Here is a 12,116-nt window from a genome sequence, read left to right on the forward strand (position 1 = left end):
TGCATGTGACTGTTTGAGAAGCCCATGGCGAGCGTCAACGAGATCCGCACGACCTTCCTCGAGTATTTCAAGAAGAACGGCCACGAGGTCGTGGCTTCGAGTTCGCTCGTCCCGCATAACGATCCGACCTTGCTCTTCACCAATGCCGGCATGGTGCAGTTCAAGAACGTCTTCACCGGCCTCGAGCATCGACCCTACGACCGGGCCACCACCTCGCAAAAATGTGTCCGCGCCGGCGGCAAGCACAACGACCTCGACAATGTGGGCTACACCGCCCGGCACCACACCTTCTTCGAGATGCTGGGGAATTTCTCCTTTGGCGACTATTTCAAGGACCGGGCGATCGAGCTTGCCTGGAACCTCGTCACCAAGGAGTTCGGACTGCCGGCGGATCGGCTGACCGCCACGGTCTATGATGCCGACGAGGAAGCCTTCGTCCTTTGGAAGAAGATCGCGGGCCTGCCCGAGAGCCGCATCATCAAGATTGGCACGTCGGACAATTTCTGGGCCATGGGCGATACCGGCCCTTGCGGTCCGTGCTCGGAGATCTTCTTCGACCACGGCGACAAGATCCCGGGTGGCCCGCCTGGCAGCCCGGATGAGGACGGCGACCGGTTCATCGAGATCTGGAACCTCGTCTTCATGCAGTTCGAGCAGGTGAGCAAGACCGAGCGGACCGCCTTGCCGCGGCCGTCGATCGATACTGGCATGGGGCTGGAGCGCATCGCTGCCGTCCTGCAGGGCAAGCACGACAATTACGAGATCGACCTCTTCCAGCGCCTGATCGCCAGGAGCGTCGAGTTGACCGGGGCGCCGTTCGCTGGATCGACCGCGGCCTCCCACAAGGTGATCGCCGATCATCTTCGCTCATCCGCCTTCCTCATCGCCGATGGCGTCATGCCGTCGAATGACGGGCGCGGCTATGTGCTGAGGCGGATCATGCGTCGTGGCATGCGTCATGCGCAGCTCCTGGGGGCGAGCGAGCCGCTGCTTTGGAAGATGGTGCCGACGCTGGTCCAGGAGATGGGCAAGGCCTTTCCCGAGCTCGGTCGGGCCGAGGCCATGGTGATCGAGATCCTCAAGCTCGAGGAGACGAATTTCCGCCGCACGCTCGAGCGTGGACTGCGCCTCCTCGAGGAGGAGACGGCGCGTCTGCCGGCGGGAGCGCCGCTTGCCGGCGACACGGCCTTTCGCCTCTATGATACGTTCGGCTTTCCGCTCGACCTCACCCAGGATGCCCTACGCACCGAGGGCCGAAGTGTCGACGTCGCCGGCTTCGAGACGGCCATGGAGCGCCAGCGGGCGGAGGCCCGCAAGCATTGGAAGGGATCGGGCTCGGCCGCGATCGAGCCTGTCTGGTTCGATCTGCGCGACCAGGTCGGCGCCACGGAATTTCTCGGCTACGAGACGACCCGCGCCGAGGGGACGATCAAGGGATTGGTGCTGGACGGCGAGGCACGCAGCCAGGCGGGAGCGGGCGCGCGCGTCCAGCTTATCGCCTCGCAGACGCCGTTCTACGGCGAATCGGGTGGCCAGGTCGGCGATACCGGCATCATCCGTGCGCCGCGAGCCAGGCTCGAGGTGGTCGATACGCGCAAGGTGCTGGGCGACCTTATCGTCCACCACGCGGATATCGTCGAGGGTGAGGTCGAGCTTGGCCAGCCGATTGAGCTGGTCGTCGATGCCGCGCGACGGACGCGGCTGAAGCGGGCGCATTCGGCGACCCACCTGCTGCACGCGGCCCTTCGACGTCACCTGGGACCGCATGTGGCGCAGAAGGGTTCGCTCGTCGCACCCGACCGGCTGCGTTTCGATTTCAGCCATCCAAAGCCGGTTACAGCTGCCGAGATCGTGGCGATCGAGGCGGAGGTCAACGCCTATCTGCGCCAGAATGATAGCGTGCTCATCCGGGTGATGGCGCGTGACGAGGCGATCGAGACCGGCGCCATGGCGCTCTTTGGCGAGAAATATGGCGACGAGGTGCGTGTCGTCTCGATGGGCCAGGCCGAGGACGGGCATGTCTACTCGGTCGAGCTTTGTGGAGGAACGCATGTCGGGCGGACGGGCGACGTGGGTTCGTTCGAGATCGTCAGCGAGACGGGCGTTGCCGGTGGCGTACGCCGGATTGAGGCGCTGGTCGGCGAGGCAGCCTACAACGCGACGGCCAGGAACCGGCAGCGAGTGGCGGACTTGGCCGCCCTGTTGAAGGTTACCTCTGACGAGCTCGGCCAGAAGGTCGAGGCATTGCTGGACGAACGGCGGCGCCTCGAGCGCGAACTGATCGAGAGCCGGCGCAAGCTGGCGATCGCCGGCGCGGGCAGCGAGGAGGCCGGCCAGTCTGGAGGCGCCTTCAAGCTGGTCGGCGACGTGAAGTTCGCCGGTCGGGTCCTAGATGGTGTCCCGGCCAAGGAGCTGCGGGGCACCGCGGACGCGATCAAGAAAGAGCTGGGTAGTGGTGTCGTGGCTCTGGTCAGCGTCAATGACGGCAAGGCAGCCGTCGTCGTCAGCCTGACGCTCGATCTTACGACCCGCTTCGATGCCGTCGATCTCGTCAAGCGCGGCGTCCAGGCCGTGGGTGGTGCTGGCGGCGGTGGCCGCACCGATTTCGCCCAGGGCGGTGGACCGGCGGGGGCCCGCGCCCAGGAAGCGCTGAGCGCCGTGGAACTTGCCCTGACCTGACCGACGGCCGCCTGGACAGGCCTGAGTGCCACGGCCCGGCCGGGAGCGAATGCTCCGGCCGGTTCCCTCTTGGCACGCTGCAAGGACCGGAAATGGTCGTCCCCACGCGCTGGATGCTGAGGGTCGTCCGCCTACGGCTTCGGGCGTGCGGGATCGCCTGCCACGAGCCGGATATGCCGGACGTCGAGCAGTAGCTTGCCGGCATGCTCGAAATTGACCGTGACGCGCGAGCCGACGGCGGACTGCACTTGGCCCAGACCCCATTCGGGCCGTTCGGGATGACGCACGAAAGCGCCGGGCGTCAGGTCGGCGGGAGCAAGCGGCGATAAGGACATGGGGGTTGAAGTCCCTCCAGGTTTAAACGTGCCTCGTCGGAGCGATCAATGCCGCTTTGCCAGGGCTTGCGGATCCTGCGCGTGGCCGATGCAGCTCACAGCAGCGATTTGGCATGGTCGAGGACAAGGTCGCACATTTTCGACTTCACTTTGTCCTGAACCCCGGACAGCGAAAAGCTCTTGCCGCCCCCTGTATCGATCTGGCCGCTTTGCCCACGGCCGAATTCGTCAGAATCCGTCGTGCTGCTTTGGCCTGAGAGCTTGTTCAGGATCGAGGAGGCTGACTGGCCCTTCAAATAATTATTCTTGACGCAGTAGCTGATGACGCCCGCGGTGTTGCTGCTGCCTGCAGACGACACGTCCGGCAGATTGCCGCCAAGGCCGGAGACCATGTCGCTCAAGCCCGCTGCCTGCGACGTGCCGATGAGGCCCGCCGCGAGCATGAGGCCGCCAAGAACGCGTGCCATTTTGTTAGGTCGCATGAATTCTCCTTCTCGATGCGTGGAAGCAACCGCGTCGGGACCGAAAGGTGCCCTCCGATTTGTCCGTGCCGCACCTTCGCCGATCCGAACGCCCGCCATAACCAATCCTTAAGGAATATAGGGCAATCTTATGCGCAGAGGAGGCGGCTGCCGGAAGGTGCTGCCGGTTGGTCCCCTGCATGCGCCGAAGGTACGATGGACGACCTGATTACCGAATTCTTGACGGAATGCACTGATGGGCTGCAGGCGCTGGACCGTGACCTGCTAAGTCTTGAGCAGCACCCGGACGATCGCGACCTGCTGGGCCGGATATTTCGTATCGCCCATACGATCAAGGGTACCTGTGGCTTTTTGGGCTTGGCACGGCTGGAGAAGGTGGCACACGCCGCCGAAAATCTCCTGGACAAGTTCCGCAGTGGCGAGATGCGGGTCACGCCCGAGGCCGTGACCGTGATCCTGGTCGCCATCGACCGGATCAAGTTGATCATCGAGGGCATCGCCGAGACCGAGGCCGAGCCGGCCGGTGACGATAGTGACTTCTTTGCCGAAATCGAGCGCGTGATGGCGGCTAGGCCGGCGGGCGAGCAGCCCTTGGCAACGCCGGAGCCTGCTCGGGAGGCTGAAAAAGCCGGCCAACCGCGAGGTCGCAAGGCCGCGACGCGCGAGCCAGGCCCGGCTGTGGTCGCGCCGATGTCGGTGGCCGAGACCCCGCCTGTCGCCGTGGCGCCTTCCGCGGAGCCAGCAGCAAAACCGGCCGACGCGCCTGCCGCGAGCGGCCGGTCGATCGAGGCGCTGGAGGCCAGGTCGCTGCGTGTTCCGGTCGATCTTCTGGAAAGGCTGATGACGGTCGTAGGAGAACTCGTCCTGACCCGCAACGAGCTCCGCCAGATCACGCGCGAGCATGACGACGGCGTCTTGAAGACGACGCTGCAGCGTCTCAGCCGGATTACCTCGGATCTGCAGGAAGGCGTGATGAAGACGCGGATGCAGCCGATCAGCTCGCTCTGGGGCAAGCTGCCGCGACTGATCCGTGACCTCTCGGTCGAGCTTGGCAAGCCCATGGAGCTCGTCATGCAGGGGGGCGATACGGAGCTTGACCGGCAGGTGCTGGAGCTGGTGCGCGATCCCTTGACCCATATGGTGCGCAATGCCGCGGACCATGGCATCGACACACCGGCGGAGCGCCGTGCCGCGGGTAAGCCCGAGGCAGGCGTCGTCAGGCTGGATGCGCGCCATGATGGCGGTTGCATCGTCATCGAGATCAGGGACGATGGGCGTGGACTGAACTTCGCCAAGATCCGCGAGAAGGTGGTCGCCCGCGGGCTTTGCAGCGAGGCCGAGGCAGCCTCGATGCCGGAACAGCGTCTCTCGCGCTTCATCTTCGAGGCCGGCTTTTCGACGGCCGCTGCCGTCACCTCGGTTTCCGGCCGCGGCGTCGGCATGGACGTGGTGCGCACGAATATCGAGCGGATTGGCGGCACGATCGACCTTACCTCGCGTCTGGGCGAGGGTACGTGCTTTACCGTGCGCATTCCGCTCACGCTTGCCATCATCGCCGCCCTCGTCGTCGAGGTCGACAACGATCGCTATGCCATACCCCAGCTCGACATCGTCGAGTTGATCCGCACGGGCGAGCACTCGGAGCATCGCATCGAGCATGCGGCCAATGCCAAGATGCTGCGACTGCGCGAGCGGATGCTGCCACTTCTCTCGCTGGCGGAAATCCTGGGGGTCAAGCAGCCGGAGGGGCCGCTGGAGACAGCGCTCGTCGTCGTCTTGCGTTCGGGCGGCCGGATGTTCGGCCTGATCGTCGATCAGGTCTTCGACACCGAGGAGATCGTGGTGAAGCCGCTCTCGCCGATCCTGCGCGACATGCGTTCCTATGCGGGCAGCACGATCTTGGGGGATGGCGAGGTCGTGATGATCCTCGATCCCGGCTCCATGGCGCGCAGCCTGGAGACGGCGGATCAGCAAGCCACGGACAAGGCGGGTGAGAGCGGTCCCGATGAATTCGTCTCGCTGCTGCTCTTCGAGCACGGCGATAGCGGGCCGATGGCAGTGCCCGTGGCCCTCGTAACGCGCCTCGAGCAGATTCCAAGCAGCTCGGTCGAGCGCGCTTCAGGGAAAGCCGCCGTACAGTATCGCGGGGGTCTGATGCCGTTGGCCACGATCGACGGCAACCCGCTGTCGGACGTCGAGCATCTCTCGGTCATCGTTTTCTCCGACCAGGGATACACGCTGGGTCTTGTCGTCGACAGGATCCTGGACACGGTGGATGCCAGTGTTGCCGTGGAGCTCGCGAGCGATCAGCGTATCAGCCTGGGCAGCGCCGTCATTGAGGGCAAGGCCACCGAACTGGTCGATGTCGGCAGCCTGATCAGCACGATCTTCGGCGGTTGGTTCGAGACCAGCAGGACGCCGTTCGAATCGACCGAGCCCATCATTCGGCAAGCGCTCCTGGTCGATGACAGCGCCTTCGTACGCGGCTTGCTGACCCCGATTCTGCAGTCCCTGGATTTCAAGGTGACGGCGGTGCCGAACCCGGTCGAGGCGCTCCGGCTGCGTGACGGCGGCAGCATGTTCGACATCATCGTCTCCGACATCGAGATGCCTGAGATGAATGGGTTCGACTTTGCCGTCGCGTGTCGGGCAGGCGGCGCTTGGGTCAAGGTGCCGATGGTGGCTCTGACGTCGCATGACACCGCAGCCGATGTCGAGCGTGGACGTCACTGCGGTTTCGATGGGCATGTGGGCAAGTTCCGGCGCGATAGCCTCGTCGAGGCGATCGCGCAGGCACAAAAGGATCGGGCGAGAGCGGCATGAGCGGCAGGATGGAGCAGACGGCCGGCGAGAAGGTCGAGGGGATGGCGCAACTCGTCTCGATGGTGATCGCGGGTCAGCGCGTGGGCCTCGATGTGGCTCGGGTGCGTGATGTGCTGGGCGCTCTGCCGATGACAAGAGTGCCGCGCAGTCCGCAAGAGGTTGTCGGCGTCTTGAATCTACGGGGCCATATCGTCACGGCAATCGATCTCGCGGCCCGGCTGGGCATGCCGGCGGCGGGCGCACGGGCGATGAGTGTCGTCGTCGAGCACGAGAATGAGCTTTATGCGATTCTGGTCGATCAGGTCGACGAGGTCGTGAGCGTCGCCACCATGAGCGAAGAGCATGACCTTGGCTTGTTGACGAGCGGCTGGCGCGAGCTGACGGCCGCCATCTTCCGGCGGACGGACGGCCTCCTGATCGAGCTCGATGTCGCCCGGCTACTCAAGATCGGCGGCGCTGCCGCATGAGCGATCATCGGGCCGGCGAGAAGGCGTTGGCGGCCGGGCCCGGAGCCGATGCGTCCGTCCGCGTGCTGGTTGCCGAGGATTGCAATGTCACGCGCAAGATGATCTGCCGCCTGCTTGCGAAGGATGCGGAGATCGAGGTGGTGGCGCAGGCCGCCGATGGTGGTGCTGTGGCCGAGGAGGCGCATGCCTTGTTGCGCGATGGCCGACCAGTCGACGTCGTTCTTCTCGATGTCGAAATGCCGGTTATGGACGGCCTCGCTGTCCTCCCATTGCTGGCGATGCTGGAACCGGCGCCGCGCGTGATCATGGTCTCCGCCCTGACCCGCAGGGGGGCGTCAATCAGCGTCGAGGCCATGCTCGGAGGTGCCGCGGACTTCATCGCCAAGCCCGCGGGCGGCTCGCCCCCGCTCGACGAATTCGCGCGCGACCTGATCGGCAAGATCAAGGCCTTGTGCCCGCGCGAGGGGTCGCCACCGGCATCGCCGGCGGTCGCGGCCGTAACTTTGGCACCCCACCAGCAGCCGACCGTCGGCCTGGGCGACCGGCCGGCTCTGCATCCCGCGAGGGTGCCGGCGGAGAGTCGACCGTTTGATCCATCGCGGGCTTCGATCACGGGCAAGGGGACGGCCTTGGGTATCGTGCCGGCCCGTAGTACGGCCGTCGAAGCGCGCGCGATTCAAAATCCAGGCTCCATGCCCCGCGCAGAGGCGGTCCCGCCTGTCGCCGCGCCGGCCCGCCTGCCGCCGGCGCCCAAGGTGATCTTCGGGCCACATTCGCCTTGGCCGTCCTCGGCGGGACGACTCAACCAGCCATTGCCCAGGGCGGCCCGCGCGCTCGATCCGGAGGCGTCGATCGCGCGTGGTGCCCCCGGGGCGAACCGGTCGTCGCGGTTGCGGGCGGGATGGCCGGTGCAGCCGCGCGACCGCGTGCCTGGACTGGACATCGTGGCGGTTGGCAGTTCCACCGGTGGACCGCAGGCGCTTTTGCGGGTGCTGCAGGCCCTGAGTCCGCCTCTATCCGTGCCCCTGGTGATCACGCAGCATATGCAGCGGGGCTTCATAGCGATTCTGGCCGAGCAGTTGCAGCGGCAGACCGGTCTGTCTGTCAAGGAAGCCGAGGATGGCGATAGCGTGACGAGGGGATCCGTCCTGCTGGCTCCGGGTGACCGTCACATGCTGTTTTCGGTCGAGGGCGACGCGCTGCGCGTGAAATTGTCCAATGGTCCGCCTGTGCATTTTTGCCGACCGGCCGTCGATCCCATGCTGGAGAGCCTGGTCGCCTGCGGGCGTCGGGCGCTGGCTGTCATTCTGACCGGCATGGGCTCCGACGGGGCCATAGGTTGTCGCGCGATCATCGATGCCGGCGGCGAGGTGATCATCCAGGACAAGGCGAGCAGCGTGGTCTGGGGCATGCCCGGGGCTGTCGCCGCGCGTGGCATCAAGCACCAGGAACTGCCGATCGACGAGATCGGACCGGCCATTGCTCGGCATTGCGGGCGCGCGGAAGGATTTTCTCATGCTATCCCAGGCTGATCTGGATTTTCTGATCGCGCTCGTGCACGAGCGATCGGGCATCAATCTGGGGCGTGACAAAGCCTATCTTCTCGAAGGCAGGCTGACACCGATTTTACGCCCCCTGGGACTGAGCGGTATCGGTGAGCTCGCGGGAGCCTTGCGCCGCTCCCGGAACGAGGCTCTGGTTCGTGCCGTGATCGAATCGATGACGACGCACGAATCCTCGTTCTTTCGCGATGCGGGTGTGTTCGAGCATCTGGCGGCGCGTGTGCTGCCAGCCCTAGGGCGCCAGCGACGCTCATCCCGTCGCCTGCGGTGCTGGAGTGCTGCTTGTGCCTTTGGGCAGGAACCCACGTCGCTTGCCATCCTGCTGGCCGAGCAGGCTGCCGACTTTCCCGGCTGGGCGATCGAGATCGTCGCCAGCGACCTCTCCGGTGTAGCGCTCGATCGATGTCGACGCGCCGTCTATTCGAGCTTCGAGATCGAGCGCGGCCTGAGCGAGGAGCGCCGCCGGCGCTGGTTTCAGCCGGATGATAAGGGCTGGCGGCTGTCGGCCGAGCTTGCGCGGAAAATCCAATACAACAAAATAAACTTGTTAAATGACGATCCGACGCTCGGCACCTTCGATCTCATTTTGCTGCGCAACGTGCTGATCTATTTCGACCGGCCGACCCGGCAGCGAGTGCTGAGCATGATTCGTCGGCGTCTGGCTGACGACGGTTTCCTGGTCCTGGGCAGCACCGAGGACCCGAGCGACCTCGGTCTCGATCTTGAGTCCGGCGGGTGGCGTGGCTTCTACCAGCCCATGGCACCGACCTCATGCTCTATGGTAGCCTCATTATGACCGGACTTATCGCTTCAAGCGCCAAATTAGCCTCCGTGCTGGTGGTCATGGCGGCGCTGGCCGGCGTTTTGTCGATCGTCCTTCCGGCGCACTCGCCGCATGCGCAGGGCCTGCCGCAATGCCGGCAGGAATCAAGCGGCCTCGTCGCTTGCATAAAGCAGACGCTATGCACTTGCACGTATGTGAGAGGCGGCACGATGCTTGAGGAGCCTGGCGGCTATAAATGGGACTGCGGCGTCACCCGGCCGCTGTGCCCGCCCGAGCAATCGATCCTGCCTTATCAGGGGCCTTTGCCGGAATCCGTGGGATTGGACAACAGCGACACATATTATGATGAGCGGAGCTACCAGGACGAGCGTAGCTATCAGGATCAACGCAGTTATCAGGACAATCGCGATTTCAAGGAGCGACATGATTATCCGCCACGTGCAACGCCGCGGAACAGACTGCGGGACTGGTAGGAATCCCAAGCTCAGTCCGGGCCGTCAGGCGAGGGCGATCCTGCCGACCTTGTTCTTGCTCTTGAAGGCAGGCGCCGTCCTGGGATTTGCGGCGGTGTCCTATGGGTCCGGTGCTTTCGCGCAGAGCGACGGTATGGCCGCCATCCGGCGCGCTCAGCTCTACCATCTACAGACGCGGGCCCTGGGCGGCCAGGATGTCGGGCGGGATGCACAAGAGTTGCAGCGCCAGCTGCGCCTCGACAGCCCAGGGGGCACGCTCGACGGGCAGCAGAGGAGCATTGATCGTGAAGCCGAGCGTCTCCAGAAGCCCCTCTTTCCTTCGGCCTCGCCCACTGCCGGCGACGCTCGCTCCGCTGCCGACCCCGCGCAGCGCGCTGCGACGACCGCTCCCTTGAGCGTGCCTTCGACGACGCGCGGCCTTCCTGAGGATCCAGCCTCCCGCCTGGGCGGCAACGATCCCGTCACGACTGCCTCCAGCCTCATGAGTCGCGCGGAGCGTGCCCTCCAGAGCGGCCGACCGAACCAGGCCCGCTCTGATCTGGCGATGGCCGACCATTTCCTGGTCGGACTGCGCGCTGCCGACCAGAGCATCGGCGCCGGCCGCGTCAAGGTTGCTCGCGACCGGCTCTCGACGTTGCAGGCGAAATTGCCGCCGCGTTGACATATGCCGCCCAACAGCCTGTGCATGCCGATATTCTTTTGCGACTCGCGGAGCAGGTCTCGCGGCTCATTGATCGAGGCCGCCAGCCTCGCGGAGAATGCCTCATGTGAGCGCGGTCCCTCTCTTGGCGGCCAGTCCGATGGTCATTGCGGCCAAGAGGGGGGGGACCTTGTGCGTTGGCATGTCGGTTGGAAATCGGCTTCGTCAGACTTGGCCATGCTTGCCCTAGTCTGCTCCTGATAAACTCAGCCATGGTCGGTGCCACTTAGCCGGCACCAGTCGCGCCCGGTCTTCGATATCCAAGCCGCCAATACCCTTTCGAACATAGGACGAGCGCAACTCCTTCCAGAGTACCGGAGCAGCCAATAATATGCTGGATGACCTCCTGGCTGCGCCCACGGGCTGTCGGCCGCAGGCTAGCACGATCGTTGCCCGTCCTCCGGCATCAGCCCCCCGCCTTGCAGCATCGCACCACGTCACGATCGATCCGACGGTCCCCCGCGCCCCGTCAGCGACGTGCTCGCATCTTCGTTCGCAAGCGGATTGACGCCGGTCCTGCTCAAGTCCGTCGTCACCTCCTCGCTCGCTAGCCTACCAGACACCCCCATCTAGGCCTCTCATGCCGCCGCGTCGGGATCTGTCAGCCAAGGCCAACTGGGGATGCACACTGAGCGGCCGGCCTCGCACCATGAGGGCCGACGCGCCCTTGGCAATCCATTCACCTCCTGCCCGGCGCCGGTCCGCTCCGCCAAATCCAGCCTCGCTCTGCGTGTCGCCGCGCGTGCGGCGGCACCGGGCAAGACCGGCCGCGAGCCCTCGCACGATCGGCTCGGCACTGGCATTGCGCGAAATGAACGATCACCATCGCCGGGCTCCGTTTCCGCCATCCATGTCAGCCGGCCGGGCGAAGGTTCCAGCCGCACGGCCGCAGACCTGACAGGCCAGCAGCCGTTCGGCGACGTTTTCGCATCGTTCTTCCGGAACCCGTCGTTTCAAGGAACCGGCGGCAGACGCGAGGACGGCAGGACCTTCTGCGGCTCGTGCCTTGCCGGCGGGTTTGCTATAGCCAATGCAACGCCCGTCCAGCCTTGCCCGAGAAGCCTGATGCCCAGCTCCGAGCTCATCGTCGCCAGCCACCCCCTCGTGCAACACAAGGTCTCCCTGCTACGCCGCAAGGAAACCCCGACCGCCGATTTCCGCCGCCTCGTTAACGAGGTGGCCCTCCTCCTCGCCTACGAAATCACGCGCGACCTGCCTCTCGAGGCCGTCACCATCGAAACGCCCCTGACACCCATGCAAACCAATATGCTGGCGGGCAAGAAGGTCTGCCTGGTCTCGATTCTCCGCGCTGGCAATGGCCTCCTCGAAGGCATGCTCGACCTCATCCCCAGCGCCCGGGTCGGCCATATCGGCCTCTACCGCGATCCCCAGACCCTCCGACCCGTCGAATATTATTACAAAGTCCCAAGCGACATCGCCGAGCGACCCGTCATTGTCGTCGATCCCATGCTCGCCACCGGTAACTCCACCGCCGCCGCCGTCGCCCGCCTCAAAGAGGATGGCGTCCGCGATATTAAATTCGCCTGCCTGATCGCCGCCCCCGAAGGCATCAAAACCCTCCACGACGCCCATCCCGATGTTCCCATCTACGCAGCCGCGCTCGACGACCACCTCAACGAGCATGGTTATATCCTCCCCGGCCTGGGCGATGCCGGCGATCGATTGTTCGGAACGAGGTAGGAGAGGACGAAAGCAGCCTCCGCCGACCCTCGGCGATCTGATGATCGCTGCCTCGCTGCGAGAAAGCAGGAAGCGGCCTCCGGCGGCCAGGGGGCACCGCCCCCTGGACC

At 65.1% G+C, this 12,116-nt stretch carries 10 protein-coding genes; 8 read left to right on the forward strand and 2 right to left on the reverse strand.

The genetic code is table 11. The annotated features are described in order from the left end of the window. Nucleotides 1–24 precede the first annotated feature (24 nt). Nucleotides 25–2,679, forward strand: coding sequence for an alanine--tRNA ligase (alaS, locus tag CFB17_RS15990; RefSeq protein ID WP_088562581.1), 2,655 nt, complete (start codon nt 25–27; stop codon nt 2,677–2,679). Between the two features lie 131 nt (nt 2,680–2,810). Here the strand turns inward: alaS and CFB17_RS15995 are convergent, their stop codons facing one another. Continuing rightward, the gene (locus CFB17_RS15995) at nt 2,811–3,014 is read right to left on the reverse strand and encodes a DUF3553 domain-containing protein (RefSeq protein ID WP_088562582.1); all 204 of its coding nucleotides are present in this window, start codon (nt 3,012–3,014) and stop codon (nt 2,811–2,813) included. A 95-nt stretch (nt 3,015–3,109) separates the two neighbouring features. Beyond that, nucleotides 3,110–3,496 (reverse strand): DUF2501 domain-containing protein, encoded by a 387-nt coding sequence (locus tag CFB17_RS16000; protein ID WP_165769654.1) that lies wholly within the window; start codon nt 3,494–3,496, stop codon nt 3,110–3,112. Nucleotides 3,497–3,691: 195 nt separating this feature from the next. Here CFB17_RS16000 and CFB17_RS16005 point away from each other — a divergent pair, with 195 nt between their 5' ends. From CFB17_RS16005 to upp, 7 genes are all read left to right on the forward strand, one after another. Then, nucleotides 3,692–6,319: a hybrid sensor histidine kinase/response regulator gene (locus tag CFB17_RS16005; protein ID WP_088562584.1), complete on the forward strand. Its 2,628-nt coding sequence runs from the start codon at nt 3,692–3,694 to the stop codon at nt 6,317–6,319. Further along, the gene (locus CFB17_RS16010) at nt 6,316–6,786 is read left to right on the forward strand and encodes a chemotaxis protein CheW (RefSeq protein WP_088562585.1); all 471 of its coding nucleotides are present in this window, start codon (nt 6,316–6,318) and stop codon (nt 6,784–6,786) included. Before CFB17_RS16005 ends, CFB17_RS16010 begins: the two co-directional genes overlap by 4 nt. Next, on the forward strand, nt 6,783–8,318 hold the full coding sequence (gene cheB / locus CFB17_RS16015) for a chemotaxis-specific protein-glutamate methyltransferase CheB (RefSeq protein ID WP_088562586.1): 1,536 nt from the start codon (nt 6,783–6,785) through the stop codon (nt 8,316–8,318). Before CFB17_RS16010 ends, cheB begins: the two co-directional genes overlap by 4 nt. Further along, nucleotides 8,302–9,144, forward strand: a complete 843-nt coding sequence (locus tag CFB17_RS16020; RefSeq protein ID WP_088562587.1) for a CheR family methyltransferase — start codon at nt 8,302–8,304, stop codon at nt 9,142–9,144. Before cheB ends, CFB17_RS16020 begins: the two co-directional genes overlap by 17 nt. Then, entirely contained in the window at nt 9,141–9,605 is a 465-nt protein-coding gene (locus CFB17_RS16025) for a hypothetical protein (RefSeq protein WP_088562588.1), read from the forward strand. The genes CFB17_RS16020 and CFB17_RS16025 overlap by 4 nt, the downstream gene beginning before the upstream one ends. Then, nucleotides 9,556–10,266 carry a hypothetical protein gene (locus tag CFB17_RS16030; RefSeq protein WP_133063935.1) on the forward strand — a complete coding sequence of 237 codons (711 nt, stop codon included), beginning with the start codon at nt 9,556–9,558 and terminating at the stop codon, nt 10,264–10,266. The genes CFB17_RS16025 and CFB17_RS16030 overlap by 50 nt, the downstream gene beginning before the upstream one ends. A 1,104-nt stretch (nt 10,267–11,370) precedes the next feature. Beyond that, entirely contained in the window at nt 11,371–12,006 is a 636-nt protein-coding gene (upp, locus tag CFB17_RS16035) for a uracil phosphoribosyltransferase (RefSeq protein WP_088562595.1), read from the forward strand. Nucleotides 12,007–12,116: the final 110 nt, after the last annotated feature.

It is taken from the genome of Arboricoccus pini, assembly GCF_900187945.1.
GTDB lineage: Bacteria > Pseudomonadota > Alphaproteobacteria > Geminicoccales > Geminicoccaceae > Arboricoccus > Arboricoccus pini.